The organism is Paenibacillus melissococcoides, assembly GCA_944800085.1.
GTDB lineage: Bacteria > Bacillota > Bacilli > Paenibacillales > Paenibacillaceae > Paenibacillus_B > Paenibacillus_B melissococcoides.
Genome location: CALYLO010000001.1, coordinates 85,232 through 108,124 on the forward strand (window position 1 = coordinate 85,232; position 22,893 = coordinate 108,124).

A 22,893-nucleotide genomic window follows, 5' to 3' on the forward strand; every position below is an offset into this window, starting at 1 on the left:
GAAGCCCTATGCACAGTGGATCGGGCGTATGAAGCGAAAACCGAGCCGCAAGTCGGCAGGACGAAAGCGGTTAGAACCCACGTAACCGAGCCGGCCCGAAGGGCGTTGTCTGACGCAAAAGCCAAGTAAATATACATAAATTTTCAAATGGACAGTGCTACCTTTAGTGGCTGCTCGACCTTTTGGTTCTCATGGTAGATGCTAATTATCTGAATTGTCTGTCAATGTTTTATGCAACGCTAGTGAGAATATCTAAGGCATTGAAATAACTGCTGGATAAAACTACCACCCAAATCTGCTTGGTAGTTTTTTATTTTGTAAAAGGGGTCGAATAAACTGAATTGAGATTTTTAAGACTCTCTTTATATCCTGCATTTCCTGCATAAATCCCATTTAGATTTATCGTAAAATGATGCTGTTTTTTCAAGGCTTGTCCATCGAGATATTTTTTGTGCCAGTTTTTTGTTTTCAGATCATTATCTCACTCACGGTTAATTGAATGAACAATAGGCTAACCTCATTAGGTTTTTTAATATCGTATGATGGCACGAAGACTGTGCGGCTCCCGTGACACTAGATACCTTGGAAGCGTTAGAACAACAAATAAAAGTAATAAAGCACGATAATGGAATTTATAAAGTTAGAACGATTACAGACGAAGAGGATATAATACCTGTACCTGCAATTGGTAAACTGGTTTATAACATTGAAGAGGAAGAATCAACAATTAGAAGACGTTAACGGAACTGAACTCGATTACGAAGAATATGATGAAGGGGGTGATTACGTTGTTCCATTACCTACTAATATTAAACCAATAATAGATAGTTTGAATTCACTAGATGACAGAAGAGTTCAAACTATTATAAATTCTTTAGCCTTGGCAACAAAAGAGAATTTTGAAAATTGGCTTCAGAACTTAAAATGAGTGAGTTTGAATATTTAATTAATCCTTCAAATAGTTATCCTTATAAAAGGTATATAATCAGGAAAATTATTCCTAATTGTTGCGTATCACATCTTTCGTTACTTATAAATACACTTGTCTCAAATATCTCGAACGAGAGCCAATTGTCAGTTTATTATGACAAAAAAATTTAAGGAAGATCAGAAGGAAGAGTTTATCGGTTTAATGGTGGATATAATTGATTCACTTATGGACTATGTTCACAAGGGTCAACTTAATGGGAAAAAGAATTTAGCGAAACCAAACTTAGATAAATTGAGCTACCTTTTAACTTTTTGCGGAAAATCAATCTATAAATCTGCTGAATTAGAGTACAAAGATGTCCAAACCGAAGTATGTTTAGTTCCAGGGTATTAAGAGATAAAAAGGAAACGTGAAGCTCTTGGAGAAGACTTTTGGTATTATACCGAAACGTTTTTCAGTATTAGAATCAGGAGGCTGGAATAGTAATCTACCTTCCATAAGTTCACTATTTAAAGAATTAAGTAAAATCAACTATCACTCGAACAAAAAAAGAGAATTAATAAACTAGCTAGAGATATAATGGCTTCATTGAAAGAAGTGAATAATGAGTTAGTAAGAGATTTGACAGAAGAATTTAACAAAATAAAAATGGATAATAACCTAACTTTAGCTCAAAAAGAGCATCTGAAGACAGCACTTCTTGAACTCTCGCGGACTACAGGGCGGTTAGTTCAAATATATGGACAATGGACTAAAGATGGGCAGATTATTAGAGATAATTCTTTGAAAAAGAAAATTGATCATTTAAGCACGTTATATGCGACATTCAGTATATTGAGGAAATGGTTATGAAAATTATATTATCGTAATAGTACAAGTTTCCAACTTTCTTTTCATGGTAATTTGTGGTGGTTCCAGACTTTTTATTTTTCGTGTTTATCACGTGCCGCAGCACAGTAAAATCAACAAAATTAGTTCACAACTTTTTTATCACCTGACATGCACTGCAGCCGAACAATAAACTTTGTAACTGATTAATGATATATGTAACCAGGTATTATATTAGATGAGGCCGTCCCATAAGTAGGGCTTGCTGAACAATCATTTTTCTAAGGTTTTACAAGGATTTCTGGACTCTAACTCGAAATAAAATGCAAGGAAAATGCGAATTTCTTGCAAAAAATCGTGCACGTGGAGTGAGCCGACATGTATCGTAGAACCGAAAGCCAGCTTCAGTTGTTCGAAGATTTCTACTTGCCGTTTGGCGGTAAATTAAATAAGGAGAACCGTTGGGTTCAACTGGCCGCTATCATCCCGTGGTGGCGGGCAGTTGAACTCTACGCGAAGTCGTTCAAGAAATCAATGCGCGGCCAGATCCCCTTGTCTGTTCGTATGGCTTTGGGAGCGCTGTACATTCAGGAACGTATGCAGCTCGATGATCGAGAGACGGTCCAGCAGATCGCCGAAAATCCGTACTACCAGTACTTCCTTGGGCTGCCGGCGTTCCAAGATAAGCCTCCGTTCCATCACTCGCTGTTGACCCATTTCCGCAAGCGATTGGGTGCGGATGTCATTGAACGAATCAACGATTGGATTTTGGAAGAGGACGCAGAGCGAAAGAAGCAGGAACAAAACAAGAGCGATCCTCAAGATCCTCCAGGCAGCGGCCATGGCTCTGATGGAACATCCGTTAATGAAGACGGCAAAAGCAAAGAGAAACCATGCAACAAAGGCACCTTGATGCTCGACGCGACCTGCGCACCGGCCGACATCTCGTATCCGACCGATTTGAAATTATTGAACGAGGCGCGGGAAAAACTCGAAGCGATCATCGATGTTCTGCACGAGCCTTTCGTCGGGAAGGCCAAGAAACCGAGAACGTATCGTCAAACCGCCCGCAAACGCTACCTCGAGATCGCCAAGAAACGGCGAACGGGTGCCAAATCCATCCGGAAAGCGGTTGGCAAACAGCTTCGTTATGTTTCGCGTAATCTTCGCATCATCGAAATGCTGGCAGCGAAAAGCAGCTTGAATCAACTGGGTTCGCAGCAGTATCGGCAATTGCTCGTCATTTCCGAGCTGTATCGTCAACAGCAAGAGATGTACGACAAACGGACACACTCGGTGGAAGATCGAATCGTCAGTCTTTCCCAACCGCATGTACGGCCGATTGTCCGCGGGAAAGTGGATGCTCCCGTCGAGTTTGGGGCAAAGCTGGCGATCAGTCTGGTGGACGGTTACGCTCGAATGGAGAAGCTGTCCTGGGATAACTTCAACGAAAGCATGACACTGAAAGCTTCCGTGGAGTCGTTCGTCCAGCGATATGGGTGTTATCCGGAAGCCATTCTAGCCGACCAAATCTACCGAAATCGGGAGAACCTTCGCTATTGTAAGGAGCATGGAATCCGTTTGAGTGGTCCAAACTTAGGGCGTCCGAAGAAAGAAGCGGAACCCGATCGGAACCAGGCCAGACAGGATGCTTCAATGCGTAACGCAATCGAAGGAAAATTCGGAGAAGCAAACGCTCCTACGGACTGGGGCGTATTCGAGCACGCCTTCGAGAGACAAGCGAAACGGTTATTGCTCTGCAACTGCTTGTTATGAATCTCGAACGCAAGCTGCGCGTTCTCTTTTTGCCGATTTTCAGACTGCTGCTGAATCTGTGCCGTCAGCCTCTGTGGCCTAAAAGGCAATATGTTCAGCAAGCCCTAAGTAGTTTTTACTACCTGTAGGATGGCCACAAAATTCGAAAAAAGGTCGAGTTAGGGGTTACAATGATTCCCCTACTCGACCTTTTTGCTTCATCACTGCCCACTTGAGCAAATTGTGGGCAAGGGAAAGCCACCCGACCTCGAGGCTTACTTTCGACAGGCCTCGAAGCAAGAAGCGTCTGAATCCTCTGTTGTTTTTCATTTGCCCAAAGACACTTTCCGGTTCTATCATTCGTCGAACCGACAGGGCATATCCTTCTTCACTTCGCAGCTTCTCCCGCACTTGTTGCTTATAGCGGAGATACTTCATGCTTACTCGGATTTCCCGGTTCCCTTTTGCCTTTGTGCAGGCTGCTTTGAGGGGACAATTCGAGCAATCCTGGCTTTGGTAATGTCTAAGTTGAATTTCATATCCACTCTCGGTTTTTTGTTTACTCTCATACCGGAAAACGAGGCTTTGCCCACCGGGGCATGTCCATGTATCCGTCTGTTCATTGTATTCCCAATTATCTATCTTGCTGACATCTTGTTTCCATTTCTTAGATTTTTCTTGATGATACGTGTTGTATTTCACGATACCATCTACGTTTTCTTCCTCCAAATCAGCGTAGTTCTCTTCGCTTCCATAACCTGCGTCTGCGATAACCGTTCCAGGAAGTTTGCCCAGCGCGTTCTTCACTTTCTCTAAATGAGGTTTCATGCAACGGGTATCCGTAGGCCGCTGATGCAAACTGTATCCGACCACAAACTGATTTTCGGTGCCAATTTGTACATTATAACCAGGCTTGAGCTGTCCATTTTTCATGTGGTCTTCTTTCATTCTCATAAAGGTAGCGTCCGGATCGGTTTTACTGTAGCTGTTCCGTTCGCCGAGCACTTCCTGATGATGTTCATATTTTTGCAAGCGAGGCAGGAGATCTTTACGCAACAGCCGAACTGCTTTTTTAAGTGGCTTGTTTTTGGGCTGCTTTTGCAGCTTTTGCTCTAGTTGCTCTACGGCTTTCTCCAACTTCTCGCTCGTGACCTCGCTCGATTCCCCAAGCTCTCGCAAATCTTGCCCTTGCAGCTCCTGCTCTTCCTGACGCTCCGCTTCTTCAATGCTTGCAAACAACGTCTTTACTTTGTCTTGCAATTTGGCTTTGTGCTTTACCACGGCTTTTCCCCAGACAAAGGTATACTTATTGGCATTGGCTTCGATTTTCGTCCCGTCTAAAAAGTAATGTTCCAGCTTAACGTAATTTTCCTCGACAAGGAAACCAAGAATTGACGTGAAAATCTGTTCGAGCACATCCTTCATCCGCTCGGACCGAAAGCGGTTGATGGTGCGAAAATCCGGGCGTTGTCTGGCTGCAAGCCACATGAATGGAATATTCTCACGCACCGCTTTGGCAATTTGACGAGAAGAATAGATACGCTGGGTATAAGCGTAGATAATGATTTTGGTGAGCATTTTAGGATGGTAGCTATGACGTCCGCCGCCTGGATAAGCGGAGGCAAAGATTTGATCATCCAGACGATCCACTGCTTGATTGATCATACGAACAAGGTGATTTGCAGGGATATCTTCTTCCAAGTCCATTGGCAGGCACAGTTGGTTCATGTTATATTGAATATACAAAGAAATCGTTCCTTTCGTATATGGTTGGTGGTACTTCCATTTTACTAAAGAACGATTTCTTTTTGTTTTACATTTTTGAGAAAAGGGGTGTCCCGAGTCATTTTCAATGACTTTTGGGACACCCCCATCTTTTTTCTATCGGGGAACCTTGGAAAATCATCATTCACTGCTGATTTAAAAAAAAATTGTACTGTTTATAAAGCCGTACCGCTACCGCTACAATGGAGATAACCTGATGGTGGAACGCTCCAAAGGCGGCGTGACGACCCGCTATTACTATGACGACCGAGCAAAGATCGTAGCGGAAGAAAAGGTCGAAGCAGGTGAAGTGTCACCATTACGGGTTAACGATCTTCGCCCCTAACGCGCGGCGTCAGCGTTATATCATGGCCAGGAACGCTCACCCTTGATCACTTGGGCGCCCAATTCCAGATCACTTGTGTTCTTTAAGTCCGGATGGGCCTTCTGCATCGCTGCAATCAGCTCTTCGGAATTCTTGGCCTGCTTTGCCGCAGCTTCAAATTCTGCGATGTAGTCACGGGTAAAGACGACGCTGGATGTATCTTCGGAGCTCTTGCCCAGGTAATGGCCCGGGATAACCCGTTCCGGCTTCAGGGCAAGAATCCGCTCCAGAATCTCCCGCCAGTGGTCACGGCTCTCCGGGGTCTGGTTGTCTGCCATCCAGACATGCAGGTTCTCGTAAATCGGCACACCGCCAAGGATGGTCTTTTTCGACGGAACCCACAGGACGGTATGAGACGGATCCGAACCGTCGAGACCGATCACCTGCACGGTTTCGCCATCGACCGTCAGTTTATCCCCGTCAAGAACATCAGGGACGATCAGCGCGGTTGGGGCGTTTTCTTTCAGGATCGGACTCCAGAAATCGCTTTTGAGCTGGATGGTTGCCTTGATCCCTTCCACAGTGGCCGGGGTGGCTACGATCTTTACGTCAGGAAATGCCTCGCGGATCGCTGACAGGCCGAAGTAGAAATCCGGATCCTGGTGGCTGATATAAACCGTAGTCAGCTTCTTTCCGGTGTCACGGATCATCTTGACCAGTTGCTCGGCGTGGTTCTTTTCGATCTGTGCATCGACGAGCAGTACCTCGTTCGGTCCTTCGATCAGGCTTGAGGTGACGGAGAAGAGGCCGCTTTCTCCAGGGTTGAATGGCGTGATCTTGAGGTCCGCCGGCGGGGTCGGAGTTCCTTCGCTCGCGCTATTCGTCGTACTCGCCTCGCCGGAGCATGCGCTCAGCAATAACGTGATACAAAGCAACAAAATAATTCCCATCGATGATTTCTTACTAAACATTGTCAAATCTCCTTCTTCCTTATATTGATAAAAATTATGGAAACAGTAACGTAACGCTGCCAGCACAAGCCGCTCGCTCAGAATTCGCTCCCGGCATTGTCCAACAGATTCAACGACTGCGATTCCTTCCAAGCCGTGCCCGATTTCCTTCGTTTTACCGCTAAGATTTTCGTTAATCGCAATCGCTTGATCCCGGCTCATGCCATATTTGGCTACCTTCATGTCATGCACATCGTAATCCACGTCTCTCCTTTCAATGGATTTCGAGATTTGGTGTTGTAACCAACTTTATTACAACCATTCCAAAAAAAATGGGTTCACTTTTTCATGTTGATATGCTCGGTAAGTTCGGAATGTAACTCATGCATCGTTATGTCAGACAGGAGCGCTTCAAATGGCATTTTGGCCCGGCCCGTCTTACGATCAGTCCAGAACGATTCTCGAACGCCCGCCAATTCAGCATTCTTTATCTGCCCGAGTATTTTCCGAATGATAACCGGATTCGTTCCGACGCTACCAGCAATCCATTCCAACGTGCAGTGCGCATCCTTGGCTGGAATAAGCAATGAAAGAGTGTGAACCGTTTTGGAAAATCTGCTGCTTAGTTTCATTACTGACACCCTCTTGGTGTAACCATTATAGTTACAACATATAGGGAGTGTCAAGGGGGCTTTTGAAATTATTCTAAAGTTCCGTTTCTTCGTTGCATTTAATTATAGTGTACTTAGGCTGTACAGTAACAGTTGCAAATCCTATTTTTCTTGTCCCCGATCAATCTCTTGCTACTTTTCTTGATGGTACCTTTTGTCGCCGTCTTGGAAAATGATTCAAGGTAATGATGTTACATCCTAGTTAGATGAAAGTTAGATTATCATGTTATAGTGGTGGCGGGTGAGATTATGGAGATTAGAATCTTGGTTGTCGAGGATGATGAGCATATCAGAACGATGGTCCAAAAATTTTTGCAAAACGCGGGTTATCGGATCGATACGTGTTCGGATGGCGATGACGCGCTGGAGCAATTTTATAACACACAGTACCACCTCATCATACTGGACATTATGCTGCCTGGCACGAACGGACAGGAGCTTTTGAAAGAGCTTCGTAGAGTAAACGATACCCCGGTATTGATGATGACCGCTTTGAGCGATGATCGGAATCAACTGACCGCTTTTACTAATGAAGTGGATGATTATGTCACCAAGCCGTTCTCTATGCCGATTCTTGTCAAACGTGTGGAAGCTCTTCTACGACGCAGCGGGGCCATCAAAAAAGAAATTACAGCGGGAAAGCTGACATTATTCCCCGAAACCTACGGAGTGGAATACAGCGGCGAAAAAATTCAGCTGTCGCCAAAGGAATTCGAGATATTGATGTTACTTGCACAAAACAGACATAAAATTGTGTCACATGAAATGTTGCTGATTAAGATTTGGGGATATGATTTTGACGGCAACGAGGGGATTATTCACGCAAGCATCAAAAAGCTGAGGGATAAATTGCCTAAAAGTATCATCAAAACCGTAAAGGGGATTGGCTATTGTTTGGAGGTCGAGGATCATACAGCGTAGATTTTTTGGAATTTATGGAAAAGTATTTTTCTATACCGCGTTGATATTGCTTTTTGTTCTCTTTTTTATGTTCGTCTTTTTCTTCGACCAAGTCAAATCGGTCATCGAGTCAACGCAGCGGCAGCAAATATCAGAGGTATTTCAACCTCTTCTCAATCATCTGCATGGAAAATCTGATGATGAAATTATGAAAATGGCTAAAAACTTTCACGAAAAAAACACCTCCTTTGAATTTTGCTTGGAGGCTTCTGATGGACAAATTTTATATCAAACTGAAAATTTTAGCATGATACAAAATGATATCGAGTTACCGCCAGCAAGCAATGTAATCGTCAAAGGAAATGTATTTACGGAGCGTAAATTTCATTTTATAACCGGCGATTCCAGCGAGCGGTTTCAATTCCTGGTGAAAGCTTCGGGGGGCGTTACCTTATATGTTACGGGTACGATATCTGGAACGAAAGTATATAGCGAATTTATAGAAAAAATGGTTTTCGCTTTTGTATTGATTTTCATGGCAAGTCTCCTTGCCGCCGCCCTATTTGCCAGGCAAATCGCAAAGCCTATTGAAAAAATCGCGAAAGACACCAAGAAAATGTCAGATTTGGAGCCCGTGTCTGCTCCAGCTTCCCGCAAAGATGAGATTGGTCAGCTTGCCGGAGATGTCTACAAAATGTATAGAACCCTGCAAGTCACGATTCAGCAATTGGAGATCGAAATTGAACGGGAAAAAGAAATGGAAGAAAATCAGCGATATTTTTTCTCTGCGGCTTCGCATGAGTTAAAGACGCCCATCGCCGCCACCAGTGCATTGCTGGAGGGGATGCTGGAACATGTGATTGCGCCCGCGGAATATCCAAAATATTTACGCGAATGTTTGAAAATGATGAATGAACAAAATAAACTTGTCTCGGAGATCTTAGAAATTGTAACGTTGAGCAATGACATGACCGTACAGGAACAAGAGCGAATCAATCTTAACGAATTTATGACAGGTATTCTTTCTTCCTACCGAACATTAGCGGATGTAAGAGAGCAGCGCATCGATGTGGACATTCCAGAGAACCTATGCTGCACATTGGATCCACAACTGTTCCGCAAGGCTTTGTCCAACATTGTCATGAACGCGGTTCAAAATACGCCGGAAGGCGGAGAAATCCATATCTATGCGCAGGAAATGAAAAAAAGCGTTCGTCTTTGTGTCTTCAACAATGGCGTGAGGATTCAAGAGAAAATGCTGCCTAAGCTTTTTGAGCCTTTTTACCGTGAGGATAAAGCCAGAAGCCGGAGTCAGGGGCGCAGCGGCCTGGGCCTTACCATTGTAAAAAAAGCTCTCGATTTCATGGGAATCCCGTTTGCGCTTGAGAACGTGGATAATGGCGTTTTATTTCGAATGGATCTACCATACGGACGGAATGATGTGTAACCGATTAACCGGCAGATGAACCTGCCGGTTATTTTTTATGTTGTCATCAAAAGTTAGATTAAAGTTAGATTGGGACGGTATTCTGTTCTCCGATGAGAAACCGGGGCTCGTCGCAAAACGATTTTCATGGAGGAGAGAACATGTATATTTTCAAAAATGCGCTTCACAATGTGATGCAAAATAGAGGAAGAAACATTCTGATCGGCGCAATCATTTTGGTCGTTATCGTTACCACCGTGATTACGATTATGATCCGTAACACCGCAAATGGCATCATAGACGACTATAAGGGGCGTTTTGGAGCGGAAGTGCGTCTTGAACCTAACATGCAGAAAATACGAGATGAGGCAATGGCAAACAGCAAAGATGGACGGGTCATGATAACCATTCCGACGATCCCTGCTGACCAATATATTGCTTTCGGTGAATCGGAGTATCTGCAAAACAGCATATATACAGCCAGAACAGGTGTAAATAGCGAAAACATCACCGCGATTGACGCGGAGCTTGGCCCGGGAAGCGGCCTGATGAGGATGGGCGGCGGTCCGGGTATGTCCGAGAGTGAACCAATGCAGTTCATGCTCAGTCTTTTCGGAAATAAATTTTCTGAATTTGAGGATGGAATGCGGGAGCTTGCGGAAGGGAGAATGCCGGAAGAACGTAACGAGGGTATCATTAGCACGGATTTAGCGGAGAAAAACGGGATTCAAATTGGGGATAAGCTGTCGTTATATAGTGAATTGAACAATATGAAGGAGGGGAAACGCGCGGATACATCATATGAATTGACCGTGGTGGGAACCTACTATGACGCGACGGACGAATACTCGGAAGGCTCAATGAAAAACGCTTTTACCAACCGCCGCAATGAAATACTGACAACCTATGAGACGGTCGTGCAGGAATTACAACCAGAGATGTCGGGTATCAAGATTGAAGCGACATATTATCTGAAAGAACCCGGCATGCTGGATGCGTTCGCTGAGGAAGTATATGACAAGGGGTTAGAGAAAACCTTTGATGTTACCACGGATGAGGCTTCCTACAATAAAATCATCGGTCCCGTGGAAGGACTCAAAGGCGTTGCCGTGACGTTTATGGTTGTGGTTTTAATTCTCGGTGGCATCATTATCGCGCTTCTTTCCTCCATCTCTATCCGAGAGCGGAAATATGAAATCGGCGTCCTGCGGGCGATGGGAATGAAAAAAATGAAGGTCGCTCTTGGATTGTGGTCTGAAATATTAATAATAACCTGCTTCTGTTTGGCGGTTGGACTTGGCGTGGGCAGCTTGTCAGCGCAACCTATTACCAACACCTTGCTTGCCAATCAAATTGAAATGGCAGAAGAGGCGGCGAATCAGCAACCAAGCGGAGGCAATATGATGATGGCTCCGCAGAGCTCCTTTCCAAGCGCAGACGTGGAGCCGCTCAGCAGCCTGGATCTTTCCCTAAATATGGTATCGGCTCTTCAAATTATAGGAATCGCGTTGCTGCTCGTATCTTTCGCCAGTCTAATATCTATCAGCCGAATTACAAAATACGAACCGATCAAAATTCTTATGGAAAGGAATTAAGTGATAAATATGAGTGTATTGTCGTTAAAAAACGTATCCTACAAATATGATGGCGCGAAAAAAAATGTTCTTAAAGAGGTAAGCACGGAATTCGAGGCAGGAAAGGTGTATACGATTATTGGCAAGTCGGGTTCTGGCAAGTCCACCCTGCTGTCGCTGATGGCAGGTCTTGACACTTGTAAAGAAGGGGCCATTTATTATCGGGGCGATGATCTGAAAAAAATTGACCGTGACGATTACAGGGCAAAGAGCATCGGCGTTATCTTTCAGGCTTATAACCTGCTTACAAACGCCACGGCGGTTCAAAATATTGTGCTTTCCATGAACATCAGCAAGAGCCCTGAAAAGGATAAGAAGGCATTTGCCTATGAGATTCTTGAAAAAGTTGGAATTGATCGTGAAACAGCCGACAGGCCAGTACTGAAATTATCGGGCGGCGAACAGCAGCGCGTTGGTATCGCACGGGCGCTGTCGCATCATCCAGACATTATCATCGCCGACGAGCCGACTGGAAATTTGGACAAAGATACGGAAGTTGAAATCTTAAAGATTTTCACTTCGCTTGCTCATGATGAAGGCAAATGCGTCATTATCGTTACCCACTCCAAAAAGGTTACCTCTATTGCTGATGAGGTTTGGGGGATACATGCGGGAAGACTGTTTTTAGTTGGAGAAACTGACTAAGTCGTGGCCGTGAGGAAACATAAAAAATCTAGCGAAAAGAGAAGGAAAACATGAGAAAAAAGAAGATTCCCATTTTGAGTATGGTTCTATATGCTCTTGCCGGGTTGCTAATGCTATATACGGCTTGGTCAGCGTCCCACAGTTTTGGTTATATTTCCGAAATGATAGCAATTAATCAGTTGGTGGCCAGCGAAAATAGATATGAAATTGTGAACTTCTTTATGACAAACTGTGCGCAATATATGCTGTTTGCCGTTATTCTTTTTACATTAGGGTGGATGTTGCACATCAATTCGTCTATTCATGCAGGAACTCTTAACATGGGGAGCCAAGCCGCTTCTTCCGGAGGAATACGCAAGAATGAAACCGACGAAGATGATTTTGAAACGTGGTTTCAGAACAATGATAGATGAGGCTTCACGAGCAAGGTAGTTCCACCGAAAAAGGCGTGCCCTGCTGGGCACGCCTCTTAACTGTTTTCCTCATCCAGTATTGCTCGAATAACGTTATATATCATTTTTTGCTTACCTTCGCTTTGTTGAAGCATGAGTGTAACGCTATCCCAGACCCACTGTTTCTGGTACAAGAACCCTTCATGATCGTTCTCGAGTAAAGCAAAAATACTAATATCAAGAGCATCGGCAATTTTAATCAGTGTCTGTATCCGTACATTTTTTTCGCCGCGTTCAAGTTGTCCGATGTAGGAACCTGTTGAGCCTATAGCCTCTGCTAAATCTTCTTGTGTCCATTTTTTAGCCAATCGATATAAGCGGATTTTTGCACCTATTAGCTCCAATACATTAGTCATTTCTACACCTCATATTCAGTGTAGATGATGAAGTATGATTATATGGAGTTCTTATAAAGACAATTCTCATCTTCGTATTGTCGTTTTCAAAATAATTATGTATAATTTTCCATGAGCCTCCATTATCTGATGTTATTTTCGATAAAATGAACTGATGAAATATTTATTCAAAATGGATTAACTGCTTGATGTGAAAGTATTCACTCATGTTTAGACTATATGAGTTTATGAAAGGGGAGAAGAAACAATATATGGCATTAGGACATCACAACCTAGGACGAGAAGTATCTGTTCGCAGCTTAGAATGGGATATGGAGGGTGGATAACCGAAAGGTGAGACGACGAAATGAATTATTCATGCGATTTGAAGGGGAGAATAGAAATATTACGTTCCGAACTACATAAGCTGGTTGAGATGTACGGTACTACGGATCCTGTTGTACTGGATAAGTCGATTGAACTCGATCGAATGTTAAATAAATTTCAAAGTTCTAATTTCAAAGATGGTGAAGATAATATTACGCTTATGCGGGGATAAAACACAGTTTTACACAGAGACTTTATTAAGGCGTATACTGGGTCGTCGACATCGATATCACCGGATATTTTGACAATATCCCGCACGAGAAACTGATGCGACTGGTGGAACAGAGAATTAGTGATCGACGAGTGTTACAACTCATCCGCAAGTGGCTCAAGGCAGGATTCGTGAAAGATGATCAGTTTCATGAAACCGACCTCGGGAGCCCGCAAGGCGGAGTCATAAGTCCGCTCTTGGCAAATATCTACTTGAACTATCTGGATACCATCTGGGAGAAGAAGTTTGCGGAAGCAGGAACACTGGTGCGTTATGCCGATGATCTGGTCATCCTGTGCAAAACCAAAGAACAAGCTCTGAGGGCGATTGATGTCCTCAAAGCGGTATTTGGAAAGCTGGAACTTGAAATGAACAAGACGAAGTCCAAACTTGTTAACCTCTGGGGAGACAAAGAAGGCTTCGACTTTCTGGGGATGCATCACCGGAAAATACCGAGGATGATGAAAAGGAACAAGGAAGTTCATGTTCTTCGCAGTTACCCGTCAAAGAAGGCGATGAAGAACATGAAGCAAAAGGTAAAGGAAGCAACAGAACCGCGCAATCGTCTATTCTGGACGATGAACCGGATGGTAGATGAACTCAACCCGAAGATACAGGGATGGAGGAACTACTATGGTATAGACTCCTTTGCTGACCAGTACCTGAACAAAATCGATTGGTACATCCGTAAGCGTCTCACCCTGTTCTGGAACAAGAAACGTAGCCGTCGTAACAAACACAGCAATTCCCGGCAAGCAGCCATTGCTGCACAACTTGCGGGATTAAAGAAACTCGCCAGCTAAGGGAAGTACCGTAATGCCGGAGGAAGAAGAGCATCGGAAAGCCGTATGAGGGAAAACCTCACGTACGGTTTGATGAAGGGGGAACTGAAAAAGTAAAGAAGAGGGTTTTCGCCCTCCAATGAAATTTCAGTTCTCTACTCTACAGGACCGGGATTCTGCCTGATTTTTGCCTGATCCTCTTTCAGCTCATGACAGGAATCCTGCAATCGTACAGCAATTTTTTGCTTTAGATCGAATATTAGGGAGTATTCCTGCAAATAAGCATCATTTCCCTCGAAAAGTCCTCCTTCCAAACCGAAGTAGGCGAAATTGCTGCGTTATTGCAGGCTTCACTTTGGGGAAAAGCGGCTTCCCCGGAAAAACTGCATTTATGCAGTTTTCGACGGGCGAGCAGCCGCCTTCCAACCCCATCCCGAGCGATCCGGGAGTGGAGAAAAATTCGTCTTTAAATCGGCGAATTGAAGATTTGTTCTCATGTATCGAGTATGATGTGATCAAGGATATGGCGGAACGAATCAAGGGGGATGATATGAAAATTGCCCGTATGGACGTGTTTCCTCCTCGCCTGCCGATGAGCCAGTCGTTCACGATATCCAATGGGGCCGTCGGTGAAGCCGGCCTCGGGGCGCCTCATGTCTATGTACGAATGACCGTGGACGACGGCGTCAGCGGCTGGGGGGAGGCCAGACCGAGCCTGCGTTGGAGCTACGAAACTTTGCAAACGGTTACAAGCACGATCGATCGCTATCTCCGTCCGGCGCTGATCGGCCTGGAGGCCAGGGACTGGAAGACGATCCACCGGGTGATGAACCGGAAGATTCGGCCGGGTCCGGGCAGCGGCCAGCCGATTGCAAAGGCGGCCATCGATATGGCGCTGCATGATCTAATCGGCGCGGCCGAGCAGCGCAATCTGGCGGAGCTGTGGTACTCGGCCCCGAATCCGGAGCTGAAGCTGTCGTATCTCATCAGCACGGCCAGCCCGGAGGAAGCGGACCGCTAGGCGGCATACGCCGCAGCGAATGGCTACGAAGCGGTCGATGTCAAGCTTGGGCTTGACCCGAAGCGCGACCTCGCGATTGTGGAGGCCGTGAAGAGCGAAGCGCCGGACCTGTTCTTCCGGGCCGATGCGAATCAGGCCTATAATCTGCCGCAGGCCGTCAAGCTGGCGAAGGATGTGCACCGCCGCCAGCTTCCCAGCGGGGGCTATTCCCAGCCTTATTACGTCAAGCAGGGGAGGAGCCGCCCATCGATATCGCCGAGGTCGGCGCGGCGGCGGACAGCTTGTATTATGTATACCGGACGACCGGGAGCCCGGAGGCGAAGCAGAGTCTGGTGCGTTCGGCCGAGTATCTGCTGACGCAGGTGGCGAAGCAGAATCCGGGCGTGGTGCTCAAGCGGCCGGGCGAGGATTTCGATGTCCTGAACGGCGACAGGTATGCGGCGCATACGTTCGGCCGGGCCTATGAGCTGACCGGCCAGGCGGTCTTCCTGCAGAAGGTGGAGGACGTGTTCGTCCATCTGATGAACCGCTTCGGCCGCCATGCCCCCGGCTGGTGGCCGTATATTGAGCGCTGGGACGGATCGGTCGTGATGGGGAACAGCGTGCTGTACCAGGCGACGATCGTCGGCCTGGGCGCGACCGTGGCGCCGCTGCTGCCGGAAGAGCGGCGCGCGGCCTGGAGCCGCGTATCCGCGGAAGCGGTGGATACGATGATAGAGGCGATCCGGCAGCCGCCGGCGGAAGAGACGGAAGCGCCGTGGTGGACGCGCGATTGGACGCTCGGCTGGGAGCTGTACATGGCGCTCTGGCGCTGCGGGACCCGCCCGGAGATTCGCGAGATCGGGCGGAAGCGCTTCGCGGAAGTCGCGGACGATGTCAGCGCTCGGGGCATGGCCCTGTTCCGGCCGAACATCCGGCACGAGGAGCCGGATCGGACGCCGGTGACGACCACCTTCCGCAAGGCGGCCGGGTTCGCCGGCACGATGGCGGCATTGGCATTCGAAGCCGCGGCAGAGGACCCCTGACAGGAGGATGAGGAATTCCGGCGGTGACAGACACCGGATGACGGCAAGGCAGATCAAGTATTCGAGGAGGCGTAACATTCCGATGAGACAAATCGTAGTAAGGCAGCGGCAAGCCGTGCTGGAGAAGGCAGAAGCGCCGGTCTTGTCCGATTCTCATCCGGCCCGGGTGCTGGTGAAGGTCAGATATTCTTCGATCAGCCCCGGCACGGGCGGCAGTTCGGCGAATCGGTCTGGGTGGTCGGCCTGGGACTGTTCGGCCAGCTTATCGCGCAATTCAGCCATCAGGCGAATTACCGCGTGTTCGCGACCGATATGAACCCCGCCCGCATCGCGGCCGTGCAGGCGAGCGGGGTGGATGCGGCCTATCTCGCCAACGATGAAGCGCTGGACGACTACGCGGAGCGGTTCACCGCCGGCTTCGGCTTGGACAGCATCGCGCTCGTCGCCCATTCCTCCAGCCCGCGCATCATCGCGGCGACGATGGAGAAGCTGGCCTTCCGCAGCACCTGCGCGGTCGTGGGCAATGTCCCGATCGAGTTTCCGCGCGAGCTGTTTTTCCAGAAGGAAGCGGATTTCGTCATCGCCCGCGCCGCCGGTCCCGGCCGCTATGACCGGCAGTACGAGGATCAGGGCATCGATTATCCTTACGCCTATGTGCGTTGAACGGAAGGGCGGAACATGGCGGAATTCGTCCGTCAGTTGGAGGCGGGCCGCATCCGCCTGAACCCGCTAATTACGCATGAATATGCCATCGATGATGCGCCGGCAGCCTATGAGGCGCTTCATGCGGATATGAGCGGCGCGCTGGGAGTATTGCTCCGGTATGACTCGTAGCGCGCCGGCTGTCCGGGCCTGGCGCCTTGGCGAGGGGAGCCCGGATAAGCGGTATGACGAAGGAAAGAGGTGACCGCGATGAGGCGATCCCAGGTGGCCGGGATCAATCAATCGTCCATTCTCCGATTACAAGCATCTATCCGTCGCTGACGAAGTCCGAGAAAAAGGTGGCGGGTATCGTACTGAAGGATCCGGAGACGGCCGTTTTTTACACGATTACCGATCTGTCCAAGCATGCGGAGGTCGGAGACACATCCGTCATCCGCTCTGCCGGAAGCTCGGGTATTCGGGCTATCAGGAATTCAAGCTGTCGCTCGCGCAGAACTTGGGGACCGTGGAAGAGCAGATATCGGGCGACCTCGAGCCAGGGGATGATCTGGAGACGATCGTCAAGAAGCTAAATGCGCTGAATCAGCAGCGGATTCAGAATACGACGGCGCTCATGGACGGAGCGAGTCTGCAAAAGGCGATCGAGTGGATCGGCGGCGCGTCAAAGCTGTGCTTCTTCGGCGCGGGTCCTCGGGCATTACCGCGATGGACGCCAAGTACAAATTCATGCGGCTTGGCTTCCAGGTCGTGGCGGAAGCGGATGCCCATATCATCGCCATGAATGCGGCTCTTGCCGGCGAAGGCGATGTCGTAATCGCCATCTCGACGTCGGGCAGCACGAAGGAGCTTGTCGATTCGGTCGCGATTGCCAAGCAGAAGGGCGCGCGCATCATTTGCCTGGCCAGTCACGCCCTCTCGCCGGTGACGCGCTACGCGGATGCCGTGCTGCTGACGATGGCGAAGGAGGGCCCGCTGCAGGGCGGCTCTTTCTCAGGCAAGCTGGCGCAGATTCACGTGCTCGATATTTTATCGACGGCCCTCGCGCTGTTGGACAAGGAGCGGAGCTACCGGTTCCTGGAGATGACGGCCAAGTCGGTGCTTGGCAAGCTGTATTAGACGGCCCGGGCGCAGGGACGGCTTGTTCGTATGCGTCGCCCCTGGCACAATGGACCTATCATAACATCGGAGGATGAAGTTCGCCTCTCGCTGCCGTTCATTTTACAGGTATGCTCCCGGGAACTACATTATCATCTGACGGAGGCGCATCATAAGGTGGATGGATGAGAAGGAAGTATGGTGGGGATCGCTGGAAATACGCATCGGCATAATCGGACCGGAAGCGATGATGGGGCTATGGAGCATTGTCTCAAAGGCTTCCCGTCCTTCGACCCGGTCAGGCGAAGCTATCGCCAGGAAGAAGAGGCGCCTGGTCTGGCGCGGGAGCTGGCGGATAAGGTGGATGTGCTGCTGTTCACCGGGCCTGTCTCATATCAGTTGGCCAAAAACCAGCATCAACTCGACATTCCCTCGCTGTTCGTTCCGCTTACGGGATCGGGCTTATATGCCGTCTTGTTCCGCCTGGAGCGTAAGCTGGATGTATCGGCCATCACGGTCGATACGCTGAGCCGGCAGATGCTCGTGTCCACCTTCCGCGAGCTGGGCCATATGCGGACCGCTTACGAAGGGGAGCCGCTTCCGTCCTGGAAGGAGCTGGTCGAATTCCACCGCGGGCATTACGAGGCCGGCCGTTCGTGCTGCGCCATCACGGCGATCCGCAGCGTGGCGCTGCAGTTGGCCCGGGAGGGGATTCCGTGCGAGTGGATCGTGCCGACGGAGCAGGACATTATCGTGCCTCATCGCTCATATGACCCGCTTCGGCAAGGTCGATTACTACGCCCAGGAGCTGGCGACGGTGCTGGGGGTCACGGTCCGCAGCGTGCACCGCTTCCTGCTGGCGCTGATGGATGCGGGGCTGGTCGATATTGTCGGAGAAGAGAAGGGCGCTTCCCGGGGCGGCCGCGTCAGAAAGACCGCATCAGCTTTTTGAGCCGGTTGATTCGGTAATGGCCGGAGATCAAAAGAGAAAGGGGGGGATTGGCGAAAAGGCAACGATTACGCGACAGGAAGGAATGGATTCGATGAAAAGATCAATAATCGCATGGCTTGCGGCGGTCGTTCTTCTCGGCTCCATCTGCCCGACGCGCTGTTCGGCAAGACGGAGTCGTCGCACCCGGACGATACGGAGCGCCAACTGACGGATGGACAATTCGGGGGCACCGTATTCTCCAACAGCGCCTTCGTCGGAAGGCTATGGAAGGGCAGCCGCATCATTACGATCGATCTGGAGACGCCGTCTACCGTAGAGGAAATTTATATTCATGTGCTGCAGGACAATGCCAATGGCATTTTTCCCGTCCAAGGTTCCGTTCGCGCTCTCGAATGACGGCATGAAATGGCAGCATCTGAAGGAGGGGGCAAGCCGGCTGCCGACGACGGAGCCAGGTCCAATCCGGCAGAAAATCGGCATCGACGGCATTCATGCGGTTGCCATACGATTTCATACCCGCGCGTGGATCAGAGCGACTTCGGAGATGTCGACGGGGATGGCGTCAGCGAGAACATGAACGTGAAGGAAATTGGCGAGGAGCAGGCGCTTGTCAATCGGCAGAAGGCGGTCAAATGGTACGTCGACGAAGTATACCGCCGTTGGACAGCGGCCGGCTACGAGCATTTGGAGCTTCCCGCCTTCTATTGGTACAGCGAATTCGTATCCCGGCAGACAACCGTGAATGAGGACGCCCTTATCCGATGGACCTCGGAGTATGTGCACGGCAAAGGGGCGAAGCTGCAATGGATTCCCTATTATTTTGCGCGCGGCTGGAGCGATTGGAAGGCCAATGGCTTCGACACGGCGCTGATGCAGCCGAACTATACGTTCCACAATACGAAGGAAGAGCGGCTGGACGCGATTGCGCAGGCTGCCTACGACCATGGCATGGGCGTCGAGATCGGGATGGCGGACGCGGTGCTGACCAATGAAGCGGTGCGCGAGAAGTACTATGCCTATCTCAACAAAGGGGTGGAGCACGGGTATATGAATTCATTCAAGGCTTTCTATCAGCAGGTCAAAACGCTCAAGCAGGCCGCTGAATCGAATGATCCGGCCGCGCGGGAGGTCTATGACAAGACCTATCAATATTTGAAAGGAGCCTATGCTCCTTAAGCGCCGTGCCTTAGGCTCCGGATGCCGCGGGCTGCGAAGCAGCCGTCTTCCTCTCTGAGAGAAGGCGGTTTTTTGCGATTCTTGCTTCCCTATTCTATGAAAACAGGCGGTTGGCATGAACCACCTATCTATGACCGCGCGGCACCGAATGCCATATTTTATATCAAGCGGGGCATGGTGATAGAGCTTCTGATATATAGCCGCCATGAACCGCAGAAATCAATGCTGTCGCATCCGATGAACGTATTTCGGGATATTCCGATTACTCCTTCTCGCTGCCCGATGATGAACTGGTGAAGATGGCCAGCCAGGGAGGGTGAAGGGAGTATCCGGGAGCCGCTTCACCGGTACAAGCATGGCGCCCGGCGAACCGCAGATCAGGAACCGGCTCCGCGGTCGCTGGCGCCTTGCGTCCATAGGAAGCGGAATGGGCGCCTCGAGGGCATTCCGGTCTCCGCTCTCCCGATTTTTCCGCGCGCATCATGCGAGGCACGCGGTTTTTGGCATGCCTGTTCGAAATTAGGGCTGATTGTCCAGCAATCTACCTATTACCAAATCGAAAATACAAGCATATTTTATAGCATCAGCCGAATTGATGACCCCATAATGATATATTTCGCCTTTCATTCCACTAGCGTTGCATCAATCTTTTTACGAAAATTTCTACCCCATAAGTCTCTATATTTGTAACTTATTGAACTATATTCGTGGACAAAAATAAAGAAATCTCCTATTGTTGAGTTACCCAAAGCGTTATCCATAAAAACGCCTCAACAAAGGAGATTTCTATGGATAACGTACCGAATCAAAACGTCATTTGTCAATGCCTAAAATGGTTACATGTTCATTCTACTCGACACGAGTCATTGGATTACCGGGCCCAAAAGTTGTTTGTCGGCGCTTCGACACTCTTATTTGTAGAGGCACAGCTTCAGCAACGAGACTCATACAAAGTCATGTCAGAGCATGTAGCCGCTAATCCTGAATTTCAAGAACTGCTTGGACTCAAGAGCATAAGCGCTTCCCAACTATCGCGGAAGCTGAAACGGCTGCCTATGGAGTATCTTCAGACGCTCTTTTTCTCGCTCATTGATCGAATCAAGCAACTTACAAAAGGGAAACGCGGCATTACGCCTGGTATTGGGAAACTCAAGCTAATCGATTCATCGGGAATTACACTACCTCCCATTCTCGCGAAATGGTCCTATTGTTCCAAAAGTAGCCATGGCGTGAAGATGCACACCTCCTTGGTCGTTGCGGACTCCAAAACGATGTATCCAGACAAGATCGTCGCTTCAACCAAAGATGTAGCCGATCATGAAGTCGTGTTGGAATTTACAGTGGATAAAGATGCGACCTACGTGATGGACCGAGGATACCAGGTGTACGACCATTTTCAGAAATGGGTAGAGGATAAGATTAAATTTGTTTGCCGCGTCAAGCAAAAGAGCCGGTTAACGATCATCAGAAAAAGAGACCTCCCCAAAAGGCAGAATGGGTTTATCCTTGATGCTGATGTGACGATGCCGGAGCTGCCAGCGGTTCTGCGTTTGATTGAGTTTAACGATGACCAAGGGCGTACCTATCGAATTGTAACGAATCGATTTGACTTATCCGCACATCAAATTGCCGAGATTTATCGAAATCGCTGGCATATTGAGTTGTTTTTTAAATGGGTCAAGCAGCATATTCGATTGGTAAAACCCCACGGTTATACGGCCGAAGCGATTTGGAACCAAATGTATATTGCTTTAATCGCGTATGCTCTCTGTTTGCTGATTAAATTAACACTGGACTGTAAAAAGTCGACATGGGACCTCCTCCAGTTGATTCGCATCTATGCGGAAAAACCATGGGAAAATTTGATCGCTGCACTCAACCGCAAGCCGACTCGAACATCTAGAGGTCGACCAAAGCGAAATGGGATACGTCCGAAAAAGGCAACAAAGTCGATGAAACCGAGACTGATTGTGACGTAATGACAAACGAAAACGATTTTTACATATAATGGATAACGCGTAGGGTCTGTTTCCAGCTCGACTTTTTTAGACTTAGCGCGGACATCGCAAATGTAAATATATATCATATATTGATGTTAATTGAAATTAGATTATGAACTAACCGCTCGATGCAACGCTAGTGCTTTCATTCCCGCTATGCGCTTATCCTATCAGCTCTCTTTATTTTTGGTGTCACGGGTCATGATTGCTTCATCGTCTTCGGCGGAAATAGGAAAGGGAAAGGATGAAGGATGTTGCTAATAAGCGGTTATCAGAAAGTAATAAACGCCATTCGGGAGCTTGATCTGGCTGAATTCCAAGTTAAGTATGCCTGCGGACAAAAGCTGAAATTCGATTTGACCAAAAAGTATGACGTCATTAGTCAGGACTTGTTCATGCAATGGTTGAACAATATCGAATGGGGCCGGGTCGTGAAAGTAAAATGGAAAACGTGCAGCGGAGAAAAGGAATCGATGTATATGCCGGGCTGTGGCGGCAAGTCTCGCCGCCATAAGAGCAAGCGTCACCACCATGACGGCTGCAAATGCGGGAAATGCAAACCAAAGCCGCATCACCATGACGGCTGCAAATGCGGGAAATGCAAACCAAAGCCGCATCACCATGACGGCTGCAAATGCGAGAAATGCAAACCAAAGCCGCATCACCACGATGGATGCAAATGCGAGAAATGCAAACCAAAGCCGCATCATCACGACAAGTGCAAGTGCGAGAAATGCAAGCCGCATCATCCGCACCACCACGAATGCGATCCATGCAGACCCGATCCTTGCTGCTGCAACTCTGACCCGTGCTGCTGCAAGCCCCGGTTCATATGGTGCGACCATGATCCTTATACACGCTTCCAGCCGAAGCCGCAAATACCGTATAAGCATTTCCCGTCCGGCGGCTGTTAAGCCGGATTCAACTCGCCGCGGCCAAGAGCCCCCCGCTGCGGCGCTTCCCCT

The 22,893-nt window shown here is 48.5% G+C and carries 26 protein-coding genes and 2 pseudogenes; 23 read left to right on the forward strand and 5 right to left on the reverse strand.

Annotated features, from left to right (window positions below; translation table 11 throughout):
- Positions 1-706 precede the first annotated feature (706 nt).
- The 3 genes from OCY70_RS00360 to OCY70_RS00370 all read left to right on the forward strand — a co-directional run bounded on the left by OCY70_RS00360 (position 707) and on the right by OCY70_RS00370 (position 3,663).
- On the forward strand, positions 707-928 hold the full coding sequence (locus OCY70_RS00360) for a hypothetical protein (RefSeq protein ID WP_213428311.1): 222 nt from the start codon (positions 707-709) through the stop codon (positions 926-928).
- A 582-nt stretch (positions 929-1,510) separates the two neighbouring features.
- Complete coding sequence (locus OCY70_RS00365; RefSeq protein WP_213428313.1) at positions 1,511-1,783, forward strand: hypothetical protein; 273 nt, start codon at positions 1,511-1,513, stop codon at positions 1,781-1,783.
- Positions 1,784-2,137: 354 nt separating this feature from the next.
- A protein-coding gene (locus OCY70_RS00370; protein ID WP_390905201.1) for an IS5 family transposase occupies positions 2,138-3,663 on the forward strand; the annotation gives its coding sequence in 2 pieces (ribosomal slippage) (positions 2,138-3,449 and positions 3,449-3,663; 1,527 coding nt in all).
- A 37-nt stretch (positions 3,664-3,700) separates the two neighbouring features.
- Here the strand turns inward: OCY70_RS00370 and OCY70_RS00375 are convergent.
- Entirely contained in the window at positions 3,701-5,260 is a 1,560-nt protein-coding gene (locus tag OCY70_RS00375; RefSeq protein WP_261944485.1) for an IS1182 family transposase, read from the reverse strand.
- 235 nt (positions 5,261-5,495) lie between these two features.
- On the opposite strand from OCY70_RS00375, the gene OCY70_RS00380 reads away from it, so the two are divergent.
- A complete protein-coding gene (locus tag OCY70_RS00380) occupies positions 5,496-5,624 on the forward strand; it encodes a hypothetical protein (protein WP_261944486.1) in 129 nt (42 codons plus the stop codon).
- 20 nt (positions 5,625-5,644) lie between these two features.
- Here OCY70_RS00380 and OCY70_RS00385 read toward each other — a convergent pair whose 3' ends face one another.
- Both OCY70_RS00385 and OCY70_RS35955 read right to left on the reverse strand, forming a co-directional pair.
- Positions 5,645-6,817 carry an MBL fold metallo-hydrolase gene (locus OCY70_RS00385; protein WP_249725630.1) on the reverse strand — a complete coding sequence of 391 codons (1,173 nt, stop codon included), beginning with the start codon at positions 6,815-6,817 and terminating at the stop codon, positions 5,645-5,647.
- Positions 6,818-6,891: 74 nt separating this feature from the next.
- Entirely contained in the window at positions 6,892-7,185 is a 294-nt protein-coding gene (locus OCY70_RS35955; protein ID WP_213431122.1) for an Rrf2 family transcriptional regulator, read from the reverse strand.
- 288 nt (positions 7,186-7,473) lie between these two features.
- On the opposite strand from OCY70_RS35955, the gene OCY70_RS00395 reads away from it, so the two are divergent.
- From OCY70_RS00395 to OCY70_RS00415, 5 genes are all read left to right on the forward strand, one after another.
- Positions 7,474-8,145: a response regulator transcription factor gene (locus tag OCY70_RS00395; protein WP_213431121.1), complete on the forward strand. Its 672-nt coding sequence runs from the start codon at positions 7,474-7,476 to the stop codon at positions 8,143-8,145.
- Positions 8,108-9,571: a sensor histidine kinase gene (locus OCY70_RS00400; RefSeq protein ID WP_213431120.1), complete on the forward strand. Its 1,464-nt coding sequence runs from the start codon at positions 8,108-8,110 to the stop codon at positions 9,569-9,571. The genes OCY70_RS00395 and OCY70_RS00400 overlap by 38 nt, the downstream gene beginning before the upstream one ends.
- A 140-nt stretch (positions 9,572-9,711) precedes the next feature.
- Positions 9,712-11,145, forward strand: a complete 1,434-nt coding sequence (locus tag OCY70_RS00405) for an ABC transporter permease (RefSeq protein ID WP_213431119.1) — start codon at positions 9,712-9,714, stop codon at positions 11,143-11,145.
- A 9-nt stretch (positions 11,146-11,154) separates the two neighbouring features.
- A complete protein-coding gene (locus tag OCY70_RS00410; protein WP_213431118.1) occupies positions 11,155-11,829 on the forward strand; it encodes an ABC transporter ATP-binding protein in 675 nt (224 codons plus the stop codon).
- 50 nt (positions 11,830-11,879) lie between these two features.
- Positions 11,880-12,242 (forward strand): hypothetical protein, encoded by a 363-nt coding sequence (locus OCY70_RS00415; RefSeq protein WP_213431117.1) that lies wholly within the window; start codon positions 11,880-11,882, stop codon positions 12,240-12,242.
- Positions 12,243-12,298: 56 nt separating this feature from the next.
- Here the strand turns inward: OCY70_RS00415 and OCY70_RS00420 are convergent, their stop codons facing one another.
- Positions 12,299-12,637, reverse strand: a complete 339-nt coding sequence (locus tag OCY70_RS00420; protein WP_213431116.1) for a helix-turn-helix domain-containing protein — start codon at positions 12,635-12,637, stop codon at positions 12,299-12,301.
- Positions 12,638-12,983: 346 nt separating this feature from the next.
- Between OCY70_RS00420 and OCY70_RS00425 the strand changes: the two genes are divergently transcribed.
- The 14 genes and pseudogenes from OCY70_RS00425 (at position 12,984) to OCY70_RS00480 (ending at position 21,907) form a co-directional block, all read left to right on the forward strand.
- Positions 12,984-13,175, forward strand: a complete 192-nt coding sequence (locus tag OCY70_RS00425) for an aspartyl-phosphate phosphatase Spo0E family protein (RefSeq protein WP_213431115.1) — start codon at positions 12,984-12,986, stop codon at positions 13,173-13,175.
- A 47-nt stretch (positions 13,176-13,222) separates the two neighbouring features.
- Positions 13,223-13,642 (forward strand): annotated as a pseudogene (locus OCY70_RS35675) (reverse transcriptase domain-containing protein); the annotation flags it as partial.
- A gap of 96 nt (positions 13,643-13,738) precedes the next feature.
- Positions 13,739-14,017 (forward strand): group II intron maturase-specific domain-containing protein, encoded by a 279-nt coding sequence (locus tag OCY70_RS35680; RefSeq protein ID WP_261948752.1) that lies wholly within the window; start codon positions 13,739-13,741, stop codon positions 14,015-14,017.
- A 370-nt stretch (positions 14,018-14,387) separates the two neighbouring features.
- Complete coding sequence (locus OCY70_RS00435; protein WP_213431208.1) at positions 14,388-15,017, forward strand: hypothetical protein; 630 nt, start codon at positions 14,388-14,390, stop codon at positions 15,015-15,017.
- A gap of 66 nt (positions 15,018-15,083) precedes the next feature.
- Positions 15,084-15,374: pseudogene (locus OCY70_RS35960) on the forward strand (hypothetical protein); the annotation flags it as partial.
- Positions 15,299-16,042, forward strand: a complete 744-nt coding sequence (locus OCY70_RS00440; RefSeq protein ID WP_213431209.1) for a hypothetical protein — start codon at positions 15,299-15,301, stop codon at positions 16,040-16,042. The pseudogene OCY70_RS35960 and the gene OCY70_RS00440, both read left to right, overlap by 76 nt.
- A 234-nt stretch (positions 16,043-16,276) precedes the next feature.
- The gene (locus OCY70_RS00445; protein WP_261944487.1) at positions 16,277-16,705 is read left to right on the forward strand and encodes a zinc-binding dehydrogenase; all 429 of its coding nucleotides are present in this window, start codon (positions 16,277-16,279) and stop codon (positions 16,703-16,705) included.
- A 15-nt stretch (positions 16,706-16,720) separates the two neighbouring features.
- Positions 16,721-16,876: a hypothetical protein gene (locus tag OCY70_RS00450; RefSeq protein ID WP_249725652.1), complete on the forward strand. Its 156-nt coding sequence runs from the start codon at positions 16,721-16,723 to the stop codon at positions 16,874-16,876.
- A 53-nt stretch (positions 16,877-16,929) separates the two neighbouring features.
- Positions 16,930-17,277: a hypothetical protein gene (locus tag OCY70_RS00455; RefSeq protein WP_249725653.1), complete on the forward strand. Its 348-nt coding sequence runs from the start codon at positions 16,930-16,932 to the stop codon at positions 17,275-17,277.
- 73 nt (positions 17,278-17,350) lie between these two features.
- On the forward strand, positions 17,351-17,821 hold the full coding sequence (locus OCY70_RS00460; protein WP_249725654.1) for a MurR/RpiR family transcriptional regulator: 471 nt from the start codon (positions 17,351-17,353) through the stop codon (positions 17,819-17,821).
- A gap of 180 nt (positions 17,822-18,001) precedes the next feature.
- Positions 18,002-18,769 (forward strand): hypothetical protein, encoded by a 768-nt coding sequence (locus OCY70_RS00465; protein ID WP_213431210.1) that lies wholly within the window; start codon positions 18,002-18,004, stop codon positions 18,767-18,769.
- A gap of 94 nt (positions 18,770-18,863) precedes the next feature.
- On the forward strand, positions 18,864-19,148 hold the full coding sequence (locus OCY70_RS00470; RefSeq protein WP_213431211.1) for a hypothetical protein: 285 nt from the start codon (positions 18,864-18,866) through the stop codon (positions 19,146-19,148).
- Between the two features lie 9 nt (positions 19,149-19,157).
- Positions 19,158-19,928 (forward strand): DUF4855 domain-containing protein, encoded by a 771-nt coding sequence (locus OCY70_RS00475; protein WP_213431212.1) that lies wholly within the window; start codon positions 19,158-19,160, stop codon positions 19,926-19,928.
- Positions 19,929-20,716: 788 nt separating this feature from the next.
- The gene (locus OCY70_RS00480) at positions 20,717-21,907 is read left to right on the forward strand and encodes an IS4 family transposase (protein WP_261944488.1); all 1,191 of its coding nucleotides are present in this window, start codon (positions 20,717-20,719) and stop codon (positions 21,905-21,907) included.
- Between the two features lie 278 nt (positions 21,908-22,185).
- Here OCY70_RS00480 and OCY70_RS00485 read toward each other — a convergent pair whose 3' ends face one another.
- Positions 22,186-22,773 (reverse strand): hypothetical protein, encoded by a 588-nt coding sequence (locus OCY70_RS00485; RefSeq protein ID WP_213431033.1) that lies wholly within the window; start codon positions 22,771-22,773, stop codon positions 22,186-22,188.
- Positions 22,774-22,893 lie beyond the last annotated feature (120 nt).